Annotated in this window: 16 protein-coding genes and 1 riboswitch; of the genes, 14 read left to right on the top strand and 2 right to left on the bottom strand. The window is 56.8% G+C overall.

Translation table 11 applies throughout. The features are described 5' to 3' along the window. The first annotated feature begins 30 nt into the window (after positions 1–30). The 11 genes from urtA to ACP86_RS08660 all read left to right on the top strand — a co-directional run bounded on the left by urtA (position 31) and on the right by ACP86_RS08660 (position 13124). Complete coding sequence (urtA, locus tag ACP86_RS08710) at positions 31–1302, top strand: urea ABC transporter substrate-binding protein (protein ID WP_014578807.1); 1272 nt, start codon at positions 31–33, stop codon at positions 1300–1302. Between the two features lie 98 nt (positions 1303–1400). After that, positions 1401–2327 carry an urea ABC transporter permease subunit UrtB gene (gene urtB, locus ACP86_RS08705; RefSeq protein ID WP_014578806.1) on the top strand — a complete coding sequence of 309 codons (927 nt, stop codon included), beginning with the start codon at positions 1401–1403 and terminating at the stop codon, positions 2325–2327. Between the two features lie 9 nt (positions 2328–2336). Next, entirely contained in the window at positions 2337–3545 is a 1209-nt protein-coding gene (gene urtC / locus ACP86_RS08700; protein ID WP_053113351.1) for an urea ABC transporter permease subunit UrtC, read from the top strand. Next, positions 3545–4303, top strand: coding sequence for an urea ABC transporter ATP-binding protein UrtD (gene urtD, locus ACP86_RS08695; RefSeq protein ID WP_053113350.1), 759 nt, complete (start codon positions 3545–3547; stop codon positions 4301–4303). Before urtC ends, urtD begins: the two co-directional genes overlap by 1 nt. Positions 4304–4305: 2 nt before the next feature. Then, the gene (gene urtE, locus ACP86_RS08690; RefSeq protein WP_014578803.1) at positions 4306–4995 is read left to right on the top strand and encodes an urea ABC transporter ATP-binding subunit UrtE; all 690 of its coding nucleotides are present in this window, start codon (positions 4306–4308) and stop codon (positions 4993–4995) included. A gap of 14 nt (positions 4996–5009) precedes the next feature. Beyond that, positions 5010–6056 carry an aliphatic amidase gene (locus ACP86_RS08685; RefSeq protein ID WP_053113349.1) on the top strand — a complete coding sequence of 349 codons (1047 nt, stop codon included), beginning with the start codon at positions 5010–5012 and terminating at the stop codon, positions 6054–6056. 15 nt (positions 6057–6071) lie between these two features. Next, positions 6072–7115 (top strand): AAA family ATPase, encoded by a 1044-nt coding sequence (locus ACP86_RS08680; protein ID WP_053113348.1) that lies wholly within the window; start codon positions 6072–6074, stop codon positions 7113–7115. A 101-nt stretch (positions 7116–7216) separates the two neighbouring features. Beyond that, positions 7217–8449, top strand: a complete 1233-nt coding sequence (gene fmdA / locus ACP86_RS08675; RefSeq protein WP_053113347.1) for a formamidase — start codon at positions 7217–7219, stop codon at positions 8447–8449. 5 nt (positions 8450–8454) lie between these two features. Then, positions 8455–8808, top strand: a complete 354-nt coding sequence (locus tag ACP86_RS08670; protein ID WP_053113346.1) for a zinc ribbon domain-containing protein — start codon at positions 8455–8457, stop codon at positions 8806–8808. 137 nt (positions 8809–8945) lie between these two features. Continuing rightward, positions 8946–9143: riboswitch (cobalamin riboswitch) on the top strand. A 126-nt stretch (positions 9144–9269) separates the two neighbouring features. Next, positions 9270–12035: a ribonucleoside-diphosphate reductase subunit alpha gene (locus ACP86_RS08665; protein ID WP_053113345.1), complete on the top strand. Its 2766-nt coding sequence runs from the start codon at positions 9270–9272 to the stop codon at positions 12033–12035. 30 nt (positions 12036–12065) lie between these two features. Then, positions 12066–13124 (top strand): ribonucleotide-diphosphate reductase subunit beta, encoded by a 1059-nt coding sequence (locus ACP86_RS08660; RefSeq protein WP_053113344.1) that lies wholly within the window; start codon positions 12066–12068, stop codon positions 13122–13124. 14 nt (positions 13125–13138) lie between these two features. Here the strand turns inward: ACP86_RS08660 and ACP86_RS23685 are convergent, their stop codons facing one another. After that, a complete protein-coding gene (locus ACP86_RS23685; RefSeq protein ID WP_413771720.1) occupies positions 13139–13429 on the bottom strand; it encodes a tyrosine-type recombinase/integrase in 291 nt (96 codons plus the stop codon). After that, positions 13398–13895, bottom strand: coding sequence for a phage integrase N-terminal SAM-like domain-containing protein (locus tag ACP86_RS08650; RefSeq protein ID WP_053113342.1), 498 nt, complete (start codon positions 13893–13895; stop codon positions 13398–13400). The genes ACP86_RS23685 and ACP86_RS08650 overlap by 32 nt, the downstream gene beginning before the upstream one ends. 316 nt (positions 13896–14211) lie before the next feature. Here ACP86_RS08650 and ACP86_RS08645 point away from each other — a divergent pair, with 316 nt between their 5' ends. The 3 genes from ACP86_RS08645 (at position 14212) to ACP86_RS08635 (ending at position 16678) form a co-directional block, all read left to right on the top strand. Continuing rightward, positions 14212–15573, top strand: coding sequence for a Fic family protein (locus tag ACP86_RS08645; RefSeq protein WP_053113341.1), 1362 nt, complete (start codon positions 14212–14214; stop codon positions 15571–15573). Positions 15574–15643: 70 nt separating this feature from the next. Then, positions 15644–16111 (top strand): hypothetical protein, encoded by a 468-nt coding sequence (locus ACP86_RS08640; RefSeq protein WP_053113340.1) that lies wholly within the window; start codon positions 15644–15646, stop codon positions 16109–16111. Positions 16112–16204: 93 nt separating this feature from the next. Beyond that, a complete protein-coding gene (locus ACP86_RS08635) occupies positions 16205–16678 on the top strand; it encodes a hypothetical protein (protein ID WP_053113339.1) in 474 nt (157 codons plus the stop codon). Positions 16679–16780 lie beyond the last annotated feature (102 nt).

Here is a 16780-nt window from a genome sequence, read left to right as displayed (position 1 = left end):
TCCGGACTTCAAAAACTGCGAGGAATCACCATGGATACGACAGATCAAGCCGCCAACGGGCGGTCGTTCGGTAAGGGACTGGGGCTGAAAAAGAGCCTGATGACGCTGGCGGCTTCCGTCATGCTTGCGACGTCGGCACAGGCGGCAGTGCCGGCCACAGCAGAGGTCAACACGACTGGTCTGGCGGTGACGGATGACACCGTTACGGTCGGCATTCTGCACTCCATCACCGGCACAATGGCGATCAGTGAGATTGGCTCGGTTCAGGCGGAAAAGCTGGCTATTGACCAGATCAACGCCTCCGGTGGTGTCCTGGGCCGCCAGATTGAATTCGTTCAGGAAGACGGCGCCAGTGACTGGCCGACCTTCGCTGAAAAATCCCGGAAGCTACTGCGCCAGGACAACGTTGCTGCGATCTTCGGCGCCTGGACCTCGGCTTCCCGCAAGGCCGTTCTCCCGGTTATCGAGCAATACAACGGCATGCTCTATTATCCCACCTTCTACGAGGGTCTTGAGCAGTCGCCCAACGTGGTCTACACCGGCCAGGAAGCGACCCAACAGATTCTTGCCAGTATCGACTGGGCCGCAGAAACCAAGGGTGCCAAAAGCTTCTATCTGCTCGGATCGGACTACATCTGGCCCCGTACTTCGAACAAGATCGCCCGCAAGCACATCGAGGACAAGCTGGGCCTCAAGGTCTCTGGCGAGGAGTATTATCCGCTGGGTCACACCCAGTTCAACTCGGTGATCAACAAGATCAAGCTGCGCAAGCCGGACGTGATCTTTGCCTCGGTTGTCGGTGGCTCCAACGTGGCCTTCTACAAGCAGATGAAAGCGGCCGGTATCGATTTCACTGATGAGAAGCCCCTTCTGCTGACCATCTCCGTGACCGAGGACGAAATCCGCGGTATCGGCGGTGAGAACGTGGACGGCATCTACGCCTCCATGAAGTATTTCCAGAGCCTCGATAACCCCAACAACAAGGAATTTGTTGCGGCCTTCAAGGAAGCCTACGGCGATGACATGGTCATCGGTGACGTGACCCAGGCGGCTTATCTCGGCCCATGGCTGTGGAAAGCTGCGGTTGAAAAAGCCGGCTCATTCGACATCGACAAGATCCGTGAAGAATTCGCAGGCATTGAGTTCACCAAAGCGCCAGAAGGTTACGTGCGCATCCACGAAAACCATCACCTGTGGTCCAAGACCCGTATCGGCCAGGCTCAACCTGACGGCCAGTACAAGGTTGTCTACGAGACCGAAGAACTGATGGAACCGGACCCGTTCCCGGAAGGCTACCAATAAGCCCGGACTGCTGGCGCCCCCGGGCGCCAGCATCCGTTGCCTCTGAACACAAGATTAAGGGTTTGAAGGGTAAGTTGGTCTAAAGGGGAGTAAGGGTCATGTTTGATGGCTACACCAGCAGTGAGTTGATGTCGATATTTGCCATGCAGGGGTTTGCCGGGCTCTCCCTGTTTTCAGTGTTCGTACTGATGGCATTGGGCCTGGCCATCATCTTTGGTCAGATGGGGGTGATCAATATGGCCCACGGGGAGTTCATGATCCTCGGCGCCTACACAACCTACCTGACATCCGGTTTTTTCCAGTCCTATCTGCCGAGCCTGTTTGGCGGCTACTTCTTCGTCGCCATGGTTCTGGCTTTCCTGATTTGTGCTGCCCTGGGGGCATTCGTCGAATGGCTCATGATACGGCGACTCTATCACCGACCACTGGATACCCTTCTGGCCACCTGGGGTCTGAGCCTGATCATGCAGCAGGCTTACCGATCCATCTTTGGCGCCCGGGAAGTGGGTGTGGACCTGCCCGAGTGGATGATGGGGGCGATCCAGGTGACTGACCTGGTGGAGCTGCCCATCAACGGCTTGTTCGTGATGATCATCGCGCTGTCCATTGCCGTGGGCGTGTATTTCCTGATGTACCGATCCGGCTATGGCAAGAAAGTGCGGGCTGTGGTTCAGAATCGCCCCATGGCTGAAGCCGTTGGTATCAACAGTGCCGGTATCGACCGAGCCACCTTTGCTCTCGGGTGTGGCATCGCCGGCGTCGCGGGTGCTGCCTTCACCATGATCGGTTCCACCGGTCCGTCCTCTGGCCAGGCTTATATCGTAGACACCTTCCTGGTGGTGGTGTTTGGCGGTGCCCAGAGCCTGATCGGCACCATTGTGTCCGCCTTCGGTATATCCCAGGCCCAGTCCACCATGGAGTTCTTCCTCAGTGGTTCCATGGCCAAGGTGCTCACCCTGCTGGTCGTCGTCGGCATCCTGATGCTGCGTCCAGAAGGACTCATGGCCCTCAAGGTCCGTCGCTAGGAGATTGTCATGAAGAGTTCATCCCCATTGAAATGGTTTGCCACCCGCGAGGGACTGTATTACGTCGCACTGGCCGTGTTGCTGGTGGTGCTTTTGCCACTGGCGCTGGACCCATTCCGCCTGAACATGGTGGGCAAGTACCTGACCTACGCCTTTGTCGTCATTGGCCTGGTGATGTGCTGGGGCAAGGCCGGCATTCTCAGCCTGGGCCAGGGTGTGTTCTTTGGCCTTGGCGGCTACTGTATGGCCATGTTCCTGAAGCTGGAGGCCTCCACTCCGGAGGCCACCGCCATCCAGTCCACCCCCGGCATCCCGGATTTCATGGACTGGAACCAGCTCACCGAGCTGCCCTGGTTCTGGGAACCGTTCCACAGCTTCTCCTTCACCCTGCTTGCGGTGATCGGTGTGCCGGTTCTGCTGGCGTTCGTTATCGGCTTCGCCATGTTTACCCGGCGGGTGGGGGGCGTGTACTTCGCCATCATCACCCAGGCCATTGCCGCAATCCTGACGATCCTGATTATCGGACAGCAGGGCTATACCGGCGGTGTGAACGGCATTACCGATCTGCAGACGCTGAACGGCTGGGACATCCGCACCGATGAGGCCCGGACCATCCTGTACTTTGTCTGTGTTGGCATGCTGTTCCTCTGCCTGTTTGTGGCGCGCCTGGTCCAGAACCGGAAGCTGGGCCGCATCCTTGTGGCCATGAACGCCCAGGAAAACCGAGTGCGTTTTTCCGGCTATGACGTTGCCGCCTTCAAGATCTTCGTGTTCTGCCTGGCAGCGGCTTTTGCCGGCGTCGGTGGTGCCATGTTCACCCTGATTGTCGGCTTCATGTCGCCGTCGTTCATCGGCATCGTCGCTTCCATCGAGATGGTCATCTTCTGTGCCCTGGGTGGCCGGTTGTCCATCCTCGGCGCGGTCTACGGTGCCTTGCTGGTGAATGCCGCCAAGAGTGGCTTCTCGGAATCCTTCCCGGAACTCTGGCCGTTTGCCATGGGTGCGTTGTTTATCGGTGTCGTACTGGCCTTCCCGAACGGTCTGGCCGGCCTGTATCAGACCTACGTCATGCCTCTGGAAGACAAGATCTTCAAGCGCAACAAGGGTGCACAGCTGGAGGCCAAGCCCGCGGAAAAAGCCGCAGAGCCGAAGCCGACCGCTGAGAAGACTCCTGATTACGATCCGATGATCGATTCCTACAGCCCGGAGAAATCGTGATGAGTGCAGCCAAAAGCAAAAGTGGGGATTTCCTGCTGGCGGTCGAAGGCCTGACCGTGTCATTCGATGGCTTCAAGGCCGTGGATGACCTGTCCTTCTACCTCGATCCCAAGGAAATCCGGGTCATCATCGGCCCCAACGGTGCCGGTAAAACCACGGTTCTGGACCTGATCTGCGGCAAGACCAAGGCCACGTCCGGCTCCATCAAGTTTGACGGTAAGGAGCTTACCAAGCTCAAGGAGCACCAGATTGTTCACTCGGGTGTGGGCCGGAAGTTCCAGACCCCGTCCGTGTTCGAGGACCTGACCGTCTTTGAAAACCTTGAAGTGTCCTACCCAAAGGGACACAGCGTGATGGGCGCCCTGGGATTCAAGCGCGACGCGGAGGTGATCAATGCTGTGGAGGAGGTGGCTGAAACCATCTTCCTGACCGAGGCCCTGAATGAGCCGGCTGCATCGTTGAGCCATGGCCAGAAGCAGTGGCTGGAGATCGGCATGCTGCTGATCCAGAAACCGGACCTGCTGATGCTGGATGAGCCGGTAGCCGGGATGTCCGTCACCGAGCGCAAGAAAACCGCCGAGCTGCTGAGGGTGATTACCAGGGACCATACGGTATTGGTGATCGAGCACGATATGCAGTTTGTCGGTGATATCGCTGACCGGGTCACGGTCATGCATCAGGGCAAAGTTCTTTCCGAAGGGTCCATCGAGCACGTGAAATCGGACCCGAAAGTCATCGAAGTCTACCTGGGGCACTGATCATGCTGAGCATCAAACATCATTCGGTGGCCTACGGCCAAAGCACCATCATCGATGACCTCAACCTCGACGTGGCAAAGAACGAAATAGTCGCCGTGGTGGGGCGAAACGGCATGGGCAAGACCACGCTGATGAAATCCCTGGTGGGCATGACCCCCACGCGAGGCGGTGAGGTCAGCCTGGATGGGAACGACCTTTCCGGCCTGAAGAGCTTCCAGCGTGTGCGCGCCGGAATCGGTTTCGTGCCGCAGGGGCGGATGATCTTTCCGACACTGACGGTACGGGAGAATATCGAGACCGGCCTGGCCGCCGTGGGTGAGAAGAAGGTACCCGAGGACCTCTACGAGATGTTCCCGGTACTGAAGGAAATGCAGAACCGGCGTGGTGGCAACCTTTCCGGCGGTCAGCAACAACAGCTGGCTATTGCCCGGGCACTGGCCACCCGGCCCAAGGTGCTGCTGCTTGACGAACCCACGGAAGGTATCCAGCCCAACATTATCAAGGAAATTGCGCAGACCCTTCGGCGCATCCGGGATGAGCGGGGCCTGTCGATTGTGGTGTCGGAGCAGGTTCTGAGCTTCGTGATGGATGCGGCAGACCGGATCCTGGTGATTGAAAAGGGCGCGATTGTGCACGAAGAGAGCCGCGAAGAAGCGGATCAGGACAAGATTGCGAGCTATCTGGCGGTTTAACGAGGAGCAGAACGATGAGACACGGTGATATTTCCAGCAGCGACGATACCGTCGGCGTGGCGGTGGTGAACTACAAGATGCCGCGGCTGCATACCAAAGCCGAGGTGTTGGACAACGCCCGCAACATCGCTGACATGATCAAGGGTATGAAGGTCGGCCTGCCGGGCATGGACCTGGTGGTGTTCCCGGAATACAGCACCATGGGCATCATGTACGACAACGAGGAAATGATGGAAACCGCGGCCACCGTGCCCGGTGACGAAACGGCCATCTTCTCCGCCGCCTGTCGTGAGGCGAACACCTGGGGCGTGTTTTCGCTCACCGGAGAGCGACACGAGGATCACCCCAACAAGGCGCCGTACAACACCCTGGTTCTGATCAACAACGAGGGTGAGGTCGTCCAGAAATACCGCAAGTGTATCCCCTGGTGTCCGATCGAGGGATGGTATCCGGGTGACACCACCTACGTCACCGAGGGGCCAAAGGGCATGAAGATCAGCCTGATCATCTGCGACGACGGCAACTATCCCGAGATCTGGCGCGATTGCGCCATGAAGGGGGCGGAGCTGATTGTTCGCTGTCAGGGCTACATGTACCCGGCCAAGGAACAGCAGGTGATGATGGCCAAGAGCATGGCCTGGGCCAACAACTGTTACGTTGCGGTGGCCAACGCCGCCGGATTTGACGGCGTGTATTCCTACTTCGGCCACTCCGCGATCATTGGCTTCGATGGCCGTACCCTCGGGGAATGCGGTGAGGAAGACATGGGCATTCAGTATGCCCAGCTGTCCGTAAGCCAGATCCGTGATGCCCGTGCGAACGACCAGTCCCAGAATCACCTGTTCAAGCTGCTGCACCGGGGCTACACCGGTGTGCATGCCTCCGGGGACGGCGACAAGGGCGTGGCCGACTGTCCGTTCGAGTTCTACCGTACCTGGGTGATGGACGCCCAGAAGGCGCAGGAAAACGTGGAGGCCATGACCCGGAAGACGGTAGGTACCGCCGAGTGCCCGGTGGGCGAGCTGCCGTTCGACGGCAAGGAAAAATCTGCAGGGGCATAAGCCCGGGAGGTGCTGATGCCGTTTATTAACGAACGGCTGGAAGCCAACCGGGAGTCCATCGAAAAGAACCGGGCCGCTTCAGGCCCGGTTCGTGCTTCCCGGTTCCGTTTCGAGCCCGATGCTGTCATGGTCCGCCTGCGGCAAAACATCGTCGGCCAGGACGAGGCCCTTGATGCCATGGAATCCATGCTGGTGCGGGTAAAAGCCGACATTGGCGAGGACAACCGGCCGCTGGCGGTGCACCTGTTCCTGGGGCCCACGGGTGTGGGCAAGACTGAAACCGTGCGCCTGATCGCCGAAGCCATTCATGGCAACCGGGATGGCCTGTGCCGTATCGACATGAATACCCTGGCCCAGGAGCATTACGCGGCGGCACTCACCGGCGCGCCTCCGGGCTACGTGGGCAGCAAGGAAGGCCATAGCCTGTTTGATCTGGACAAGGTTCAGGGTTCCTTCAGCAAACCCGGCATCGTGCTGTTCGATGAAATCGAGAAGGCCAGCAAGGAAGTGGTCCGTACCCTGCTCAATGTGCTCGACACCGGCCGACTGGTCTTCCCCTCCGGCAATCGGGAGATCGACTTCCGCAACACCCTGATCTTCATGACCAGCAACGCCGGTGCCCTGGACGCTGAGACCCACCAACAGCGATACCAGCGGGGATGGCGGCGCTGGCTTGGTTTATCGCCCGGCAAGGGCGAGGCCATTCGCGATGCTGCCTTGCGACGCCATTTCGACCCGGAGTTTCTCAACCGGATCGACCAGATCCTCACCTTTAACCGGCTGACCGACAACTGGCTGGAAGCCCTGCTGGACATCGAGCTGGCAGGTCTCAATCGTCGGCTCTCCAAGAAGCACGCAGAGCTCAGCCTGTTGCCGGAATTGCGCGCTGAACTCTGCCGGAGTTACGACGCCCGCTACGGAGCAAGGGAACTGTTGCGAGCATTTCGCCAGCGCCTGGAGCCGGCGGTAGCGCGGGCACTGCTGGCCTATCCTGAGTGCCGTCGGTTCCGTGCCGGACTGAAGGGCAACACGGTCACCGTTTACCAATACGTCGAATGACGTAGGCACCGGGGGCATTTCGCGAATACCTCACCGGCACGGGATTCCGGATAGTAAAGGCGTTACCTAATCGTGCAAGCCAACACCAAGGAGCGCCCGTTATGGCTGAAACCATTATCAAGATCGATCTGAACAAGTCGGCTTATGAGAACGACAAAATCCACAACCGCTGGCACCCGGACATTCCGCTGGTAGCCACCGTCAAGCCGGGGGACGATTTTATCGTCGAGTGCTACGACTGGACCGGCGGCCAGATCAAGAACGACGACAGTGCCGACGACGTGCGGGATGTCGATCTTAGCCAGGTGCACTTCCTGTCTGGCCCGATCGGCGTGGAAGGCGCCGAGCCCGGCGACCTGCTGGAAGTGGACATCCTCGACATCGGCACCTTCGAAGAAAGCCAGTGGGGCTTCAACGGGTTCTTCTCCAAGCAGAACGGTGGTGGCTTCCTGACCGAACACTTCCCGGAAGCCCAGAAATCCATCTGGGACTTCAACGGCATGTTCACCAAATCCCGCCACATTCCCAACGTGGAATTTGCCGGCCTGATTCACCCGGGCCTGATCGGCTGCCTGCCCTCCAGGGAGCTGCTGGAAACCTGGAACAAGCGGGAAGCCGGCCTGGTGGCCACCGATCCTGAGCGGGTGCCGGAACTGGCGACACTGCCCAACGGCGAGACCGCCCACATGGGCCAGATGACCGGTGAAGCGGCCAAAGCTGCCGGCGCCGAGGCCGCGCGCACCGTGCCGCCACGTGAGCATGGCGGTAACTGTGATATCAAAGACCTTTCCCGTGGTTCCAAGGTTTACTTCCCGGTATACGTGGATGGTGCAGGCCTTTCCGTGGGCGACCTTCACTTCAGCCAGGGCGATGGTGAAATCACCTTCTGCGGCGCCATCGAGATGGCCGGCTGGATTCACCTGCGGGTCAACCTGATCAAGGACGGCGTGAAGAAATACGGCATCAAGAACCCGGTGTTCAAGCCCAGTCCGATCAAGCCCCGTTATGACGACTACGTGATCTTCGAAGGCATCTCGGTAGACGAGGACGGCGGCCAGCATTACCTGGACGTGCATGTGGCCTATCGCCAGGCCTGCCTGAACGCCATCGAGTACATGACCAAGTTCGGCTACACCAAGGCCCAGGCCTACGCGATTCTCGGTTGTGCACCGGTGGAAGGCCACATCAGCGGCGTGGTGGATATCCCCAATGCCTGCGCCACACTCTGGCTGCCCACGGGCATCTTCGACTTCGACATCAACCCGTCCGCTGAAGGCCCCCAGAAGAAAGTCAGCGGGGGCATGGACGTACCGTTGTCGAAAGATAAGGAGTAATCACCATGCCTGTGTATGACTACAAGTGCCGGGAGCACGGCCTGTTCAATACCCTGGCTACCATGGAGGATGCGGCCAAGCCGGCGGAATGTCCGACCTGCAAGGCGCTTTCGCCCAGGGTGATCGTGTTGCCATCGCATATTGCGGCCATGGACCCGGCTAAAAGGGCGGCTGAGGACCGGAACGAGCGGTCTCGACACGAACCGGTTTTTTCCACCGCGGACCGACGGGCCCACGATAAGGAGCACAGCCGGGCCTGCGGCTGCGGCTCCCAGAAACCGGGTAAGTCCATGCTGTTCTACACCGCTGATGGGAAGAAGATGTTTCCCTCCATGCGGCCCTGGATGATCAGCCACTGATTGGCTGAGTTGATACTGTCACGTGTTTGGCCCCCTCTCCGGGGCCTTTTTTTATTCTGCTGGTTGTTCCTTCTGGATATCGTGTATATAGTGTTTTCATCCTTGGTCAAATACCAGATGTAGTGATCAGTGCGTAACCAAATCGGTCAGCGCGTGATCACCCCACACATTCTGGTATCGGGAATCCGGTGAGACTCCGGAACTGACGCGCAGCGGTATTGGGGAACAAGCACGGCATTACGACACTGGTTGATACCGGGAAGTCGCCGAGCGAGGCCGAATCCAACGATTCACGCCCCTGAGTCCGAAGACCTGCCAGGGATACGGAGCTTCACAGCTCCTGACTGCACCTTCGCGACTCAGGGTGAGCAGACCGGTTATGCCCAGCCATTCCTATGGCGAGGTGTGCCCCTGCGTACGCGATGGTGAAAGGAATTCAACGCGTATTCAGGAGAACACACATGTCTGCCTCAGCCCTGGCCGAACCCCGGCCGACCTCGCACACCGATACCGAATCCCTCCAGGTCATCAAACGCAATGGCACTCTTGTCGGCTTCGATCCGTCGAAGATCAGCATTGCCGTGACCAAAGCCTTCCTCGCCGTCGAGGGTGACACCGCCGCCGGCTCCGCCAGAATCAATGATGCCGTACATCGGGTCACCGACCAGGTAATCCAGGCCATTGGCCGCCGCCTGAAGGCGGGTGGCAAGGTGCACATCGAGGATATTCAGGACCAGGTGGAACTGGCCCTGATGCGGGCTGAGGAGCAGAAAGTGGCCCGCGCCTACGTGCTGTACCGGGAAGAGCACGCCCGCGAGCGTGCCCGCCATGCTCCTGTGGAGGCCCACCCGCACCTGACCGTGAAAAAGACCAGCGGTGAAATCGCTCCCCTGGACCTGGGCCTGATGAAACTGCAGGTGGAACAGGCCGCCACAGGGCTGGAGGGAATTGACGGGGATTCCCTGGTAGACGATGCCCTCACCAACCTTTATGACGGCATTGCCGAGGAAGACGTGCTGTCGGCCCTGATCATGACCGCCCGCAGCCGGATTGAGCGGGAGCCGGACTACAGTGCCGTCACCGCGCGCCTGCTCCTTGAGCAACTTCGTCTGGAGAATGCCGCCGCCCTGGGCCTGCCCATCAGTTTGCCCTTGGCTGAGATTTATCCACAGGCCCTGAGTGCCTTTATCGAGGCAGGTATTCGTTATGAACTGCTGGACGAAGCCCTGGCCGCTTTCGATTTGGAGCGCTTGGGAGCCGCCCTGAAACCGGAACGTGACCTGCAGTTCGGCTTCCTGGGCCTGCAAACCCTGTACGACCGCTACTTCCTGCACTGGAACAAGGCCCGTCTTGAGTTGCCGCAGGTTTTCTTCATGCGCGTGGCCATGGGGCTGGCCCTGCGGGAAGACGACCCGAATGCCCGGGCCATCGAGTTCTACGACCTGTTGTCGTCGTTCGACTACATGGCGTCCACACCCACGCTGTTTAACAGCGGTACCCGCCATTCTCAGCTGTCGTCCTGTTACCTGACGACGGTGGGCGACGACCTTGAAGACATCTACGGCGCCATCCGCGACAACGCCATGCTGTCGAAATGGGCTGGCGGCCTGGGCAACGACTGGACGCCAGTCCGTGCGCTGGGCTCCCACATCAAAGGAACCAACGGCCAGAGCCAGGGTGTGGTGCCTTTCCTCAAAGTAGTCAACGACACCGCCGTGGCGGTCAACCAGGGCGGCAAGCGTAAAGGTGCGGTGTGTGCCTACCTAGAAAGCTGGCACCTGGACATCGAGGAATTCCTGGAACTGCGTAAGAACACCGGCGACGAACGCCGCCGCACCCACGATATGAACACTGCCAACTGGGTGCCCGATCTGCTGATCGAGCGCATGCGCGAAGACCGTGACTGGACCCTGTTCTCCCCCAGCGATGCGCCGGATCTGCATGACCTGTATGGCAACGCCTTCCGGGAACGCTACGAGCATTACGAGGCGCTGGCGGAGCAGGGCAAAATCAAGCTGTTCAAGAAAATCCCGGCCAAGCAGCTGTGGCGCAAGATGCTCACCGTGCTGTTCGAAACCGGCCACCCCTGGATCACCTTCAAGGACCCGTGCAACCTGCGCTCCCCCCAGCAGCACCGGGGCGTGGTGCACAGCTCTAACCTGTGCACGGAAATCACCCTGAACACCAGTGCCGAAGAGATCGCCGTATGCAACCTCGGTTCCGTGAACCTGGCCGCGCATATCGCCAACGGCGAGCTGGATGTGCAGCGCCTGGAACAGACGGTGAACACCGCCGTGCGCATGCTCGATAACGTTATTGACATCAACTATTACGCCGTGCCCCAGGCCCGCAACTCCAACCTCAGGCATCGCCCGGTCGGTCTTGGCCTCATGGGTTTCCAGGACGCGCTCTATCAACTGGGCCTGCCGTATTCCAGCCCGGAAGCGGTTGAGTTTGCCGACGTTGCCATGGAGCAACTCAGCTACTTCGCCATCCGCGCCTCGGCTTCGTTGGCGGGTGAGCGAGGCGCCTATGAGAGCTTTGAGGGCTCACTCTGGCAGCAGGGCATCCTGCCGATCGACTCCATCAACCTGCTCAAGGAGAACCGCAGGGAAGGGGATTTAGCCATAAACACCAACGCCCGGCTGGACTGGTCGCCAGTCAGAGAGCTGATCGCCAGAAATGGCATGCGCAACAGCAACGTCATGGCCATCGCGCCCACGGCGACCATCTCCAACATCGTTGGCGTGTCCCAGTCCATCGAACCGGCGTACCAGAACCTGTTCGTCAAATCGAACCTCTCCGGCGAGTTTACGGTGGTGAATCCGTCGCTGGTTCGTGACCTCAAGGCCGAAGGTTTGTGGGACAACGTGATGGTCAACGACCTCAAATACTTCGATGGCAGCGTGCAGCAAATCGACCGCATCCCGGCGGAACTCAAGGCCCGTTACGCCACCGCTTTCGAAATCGATGCGAGATGGCTGGTGGAAGCCGCTGCCCGTCGCCAGAAATGGCTCGATCAGGCCCAGAGCCTGAACCTGTACATGGCCGAGCCCAGCGGCAAAAAGCTGGATGCCCTGTACCAGCTGGCCTGGGAACGTGGCCTGAAAACCACCTATTACCTGCGCTCCCTGGGTGCCACCGGTGCCGAGAAAACCGCTCCGGTTGACGCGCCCCAGCCACAGGTGTGCAGCATCGACGACCCGGACTGCGAAGCCTGTCAGTAACTGCTCACTAAACGATTTCGAGGCAAAACCATGCTTGATTGGGACGACGAACCAAAAACTGAACCCAAAGCGGCGCATCCCGGCGCCCCGGCACCGGTGAACGTGGACGACAAACGAGTCATTAACGGCGAAACTGACATTAACCAGCTGGCACCGTTCAAGTACCCCTGGGCCTGGGAGTACTTCATGAACGCCAACAAAAACCACTGGACCCCCCTGGATGTGAACATGGCCCAGGACGTTCATGACTACCATCACAGGCTAACCGCGCCGGAAAAGCACGTGTACGAGAACGTGCTGGCCTACTTAACCACCTCGGATATCCTGGCCATGCGCAACATCGGCCTGGCGGTCATGGAGAAGATGAGCGCGCCAGAGCTGCAGATCTACCAGGCGCGGCAGGTATACGAGGAAGCCATGCACACCTGGGCCTACCAGCACTGCATCGAAACCCTCAACCTGGACCAGAGCGAGATCTACAACCGCTACCGCGTGGTACCCGCCATCAACGGCAAGATCCAGATTGCCAACCGCCGGCTGGATGCGGCCATGCGCCCGGACATGAACCTGCGTAACAAGGACGACCTGCAGGAATTCATCATGTCCTACCTGTTCTTCGCGGCGGTGTTCGAAGGCACCTGGTTCTACAACGGCTTCAGCCCCATCTTCGCCCTCCAGCGCCGGGGCCTGATGCGTGGTACCGGTGAACAGCTGCAGTACATCCTGCGGGACGAGGCCATGCACTTCTCATTCGGCCTGAAAGTGGTCAACCAGATCGTGGAAGAGGAGAACATCACCTTCGATCCGAAGGCCGTGCGCGAGATGTGGGACGAATCGGAAGCCGCCGAGAGGGCCTATGCGGACTACATCCTGCGGGACCCGATTCTCGGTTATTCGGCTGAGTATCACAGCGAACAGTTCCGCTTTGTGGCCAACCGCCGCGCCCGCACCGTCGGCCTGGAAGAGCCGTTCCCAGGCGCGAAGAACGTGTCGCCCTGGCTGGATGAACAGGCCACCCTGCGCAAGGAAAAGAACTTCTTCGAGACGCGGGTGATTGAGTATCAGACCGGGGCTCAGTTGGAGTGGTGAGGGCTTACTGACTTCTAGCCGAGCGGACTGCGCACCCCTGCGAAACCTTGTCCGAGGACGTGGGTATAAATCTGGGTGGTGCGCAGATCCGCATGGCCCAGTAAATCCTGAACCGTGCGGATGTCGGTTCCCCGCTTCAGGAGTTCCGTGGCAAAGGTATGTCGAAAGGTGTGGCAGCCAGCGCGCTTACCAATGCCGGCTTCTTGTGCAGCCGCGCGCACAGCCCGCTGTACAGAGGATATATGGCGATGATGGCGAGCGACATTACCTAGATTATCCGTGCTGAGCGTGGGAGAGGGGAACAGCCACTGCCATTAAATCCAGGTCCTTGATGCGCAAGCGACAGGCCTCGGTAACCCGCAAGCCCGATCCATAGAGCAGGGAAGCAATCAGCCTGTCGGTTTTACCAAGCCGGTCGATAATCTGCATGGCTTCCTCGTGCGTCAAAACCACGGGTAATTTCCGGGGTTTTTTTGAGCGAATAACTTCCCCAATTTCACCGAGCGGCTTATCCAGCACTTTGTCGTAGAGAAAAACGAGAGCATTCAGGGCCTGCGCCTGGGTGGCTGCCGCGACATTACGATGCACAGCGAGCCAGGTCAGAAACTCATTGACTTCGTGGGGCCCCATATCGGGAGGGTGCTTCATTTGCTGAAAACGAATGAAGTAACGGATCCAGTACCAGTAGGTTTTTTCGGTACGGATGCTGTAATGATTCACGCGGATAACCGCACGAACCTGCTCCCGTAAGCGAGGCTGTTTTCCTTTCATTCGTCTTGGCTCCCTGCCAGTGCTGTTTATTTATACAGTATTGTTGGTGGAGTGGATCACAGATGTCAAATGATTACATGGAAAGGCGGTGTGTCGTGGGCTAACCTGTTGTTTTATAAATTTATGGGCATTGCGTACTGTGATCCAGAAGCCGTAATAACGAAGCGGTCAAATTTCTGCAATCATGAAGCGCTCTGTCTAATTGCTGTTAAGCGCCATCGCTGGGGTTTCGTACTAATTTTTGAAAAGTTAGTAGATGACCGGCGTGTCGAGGTGTATACTAATTTCAACAAAATTAGTATTTGGGGCGAATTGCATGAAAATTCCAGTTTCCCCTCCCTCGCAAGAGAGAGTCTTCGAAATTATTAAAAGCGGCGACGGAGATAAGATCGCGCAGCTTTTCGATAGGTCTATTGGACCCTGTGATTCTAAGGGACGCTATCTGCACTGGGATAAGCTCAGGCATCTCACTATGCCCGAAGGGTATGATGCCGAATTGTACTGGCTAGCAATGAGAGAGTCCCGGTCGAGAATTTCGAAAGAGCTTCCTTTTCGGGATAAGGGAGGAAAGCCGTTTCAATTTTGTATTCCAGATACCGTAATGAGAGACATACTCTGGATAAGTGAAAATGCCACAGGAGCGATACAAGCTGATAGTAAAATCTCAGATCCTAAAACCAAGCAAACCTATCTCATTAATTCGCTTATAGAAGAGGCTATTAATTCCAGCCAATTGGAGGGGGCGTCTACTACTCGCAGGGTCGCGAAGGAGATGCTTAGAACGGGCAGGTCTCCAAACGATCATTCAGAAAAGATGATCCTCAATAACTATAATGCCATGAATTTCATCAGGGAATATAAGGATGAGATTCTGACAAAATCTATGATTTTAGAGCTCCATAGTATTGTGACGGAGGATACGCTTGCAGAAGAAGACTCTGAGAAGATGGGTGTTTTTCGCGGAAAGGATGATGATATTAGAGTCTACTCTCATGATGAAAAGTTGCTTCACACGCCGCCATCGTCGGATGAACTCGATGATCGGATCCAAAAGATATGTGATTTTGTTAATGCTGACTTTGATAAAGAAAACCAGTTTATTCCTCCAGTCATAAAAGCAATCGTCGTGCATTTCATGATTGGTTATGATCATCCTTTTGTTGATGGTAACGGTAGAACAGCTCGCGCCCTTTTTTATTGGATTATGGCGAGGGAAGGATACTGGCTGATGGAGTATATTTCCATATCTAGGGTTATAAAAATGGCGCCAGCCCAGTATATGTATGCTTACCTACATACTGAGACTGACAGCAATGATGTTACATACTTTATTATTCATCAGCTTGAGGTTATCAAAAAAGCTATAAGAGATCTTCATAGTTATCTTGCCCATAAAACTGGGGAGTATAGAAGAGCAGCTAGACTGTTAGAAAATTCAAAGCTGAGTGGTGCTTTGAATCATAGGCAGCTTGGTTTGCTAAAAAATGCTCTCGATAACCCAGGTCAAGAATATACTATTAAGTCACATAAAAATTCGCATGGGGTGTCATATCAAACAGCGCGGACGGATTTGCTAGCTTTGTCTGATGAGTTCAAAATATTAAAAAAGTATAAAGTCGCTAAGACAGATGTTTTTGTTGCGCCGCCAAATTTGGTTGAAATAATAAAGAAAGGATAACTTAACAAGCAGCGTCACTCGGAGGCACTGAAGTGCGGCGGTGCGCTCTGGCGTTAAGCACTGAGGATCTATGAAAGATATCTTGATCTTAATTGTCGGATGGATACTCGGCACCATTTCTACTTGGGTCTTCGCAAGGAAGGGTTCTGCGGATATCGCTGACGCAAGAGATCAGGTCACCACCCACACTCAAGACCAGGTGCGCGAATTGACCGCTCAGCTCTCAGCTCTTGGCAAACTGACGCAGTATTCTCTGGCTCAGATAAAAGAAGCAGACTTGGAATCTGCTGCTGAGTTCGAAAAACAGACTTCCGAGGAGTTCGGCAGAACAAAGAAAGTTCTCGATTCCTTACCGGAAAAAGCCAAGCATGGGATCGATATATCCATGTTTGATCAGACAAGGCCGTGCCGTGTTTGCGGTAAACCAAGCGTCCCTTCAGGTTTCGGTCCAGACCAAGGCGGATCAATGGTTTGGTATTTTCAGTGCCCAGAACACGGGCGTTTTCCAAGCGGCCACATGGCTGACATGCTGGATTGAGGGCTCAACAAGGTGGTCAACGGGACGCCAACTACGCTGCGCTCCGTTGGCGCCCATTACCACTGGCGTTATGAATTCGATTTGGGAACATAGATGGAACCAGTAACACTGTCTCTACTAATCGGCATTTCGGGAAGCCTCATAGCAACCCTTATTTTTATCGGGGTTTCAGAGTTTATCCGAAAAGGGTTTTTGCCTTGGTACGCAGATAAGGTGTACAGAGGTGTCCGAATTGATGGCACCTGGATTATGGACACCGACCGAAGTAAGGATGAAATCCAAGTGTCGCTGACATTGCGACAGCATGGTGAAGATATCTCCGGTAACGTGGTCGTCGAGGTCGAGGACTCAAAAATGGCCTTTGAGTTAATCGGTCGTATTCAAAACATGTACTTTGCCGCAGCCGCCTATCCCGTATCGAAACGGCATATTGACCCGATGACCTTCCTTCTGCACATAGATTTTTTAAAGGGGTCGCTCAGAATGCAAGGGGGCATGTGCCTCGCGAAACAGGCCGGTGATGTCAAAGCTTATGATGAGCAGTGTTTTATTTTCCAAGATTCATAACCAGTCATTCCAGTTCGTTACGGCCCAAATGGGCCTCCACCGGACGGCCTTTTCTTCGCTTTGCTTCGCTACGCAAAGGCCGCCGCTGAATTTTGGCGTTAG

Source organism: Marinobacter sp. CP1 (assembly GCF_001266795.1).
GTDB classification, from domain to species: Bacteria; Pseudomonadota; Gammaproteobacteria; order Pseudomonadales; family Oleiphilaceae; genus Marinobacter; species Marinobacter flavimaris.
The sequence above is the reverse complement of the archived record's forward strand: the minus strand, read 5'-3'. Positions and strand labels throughout refer to the sequence as shown.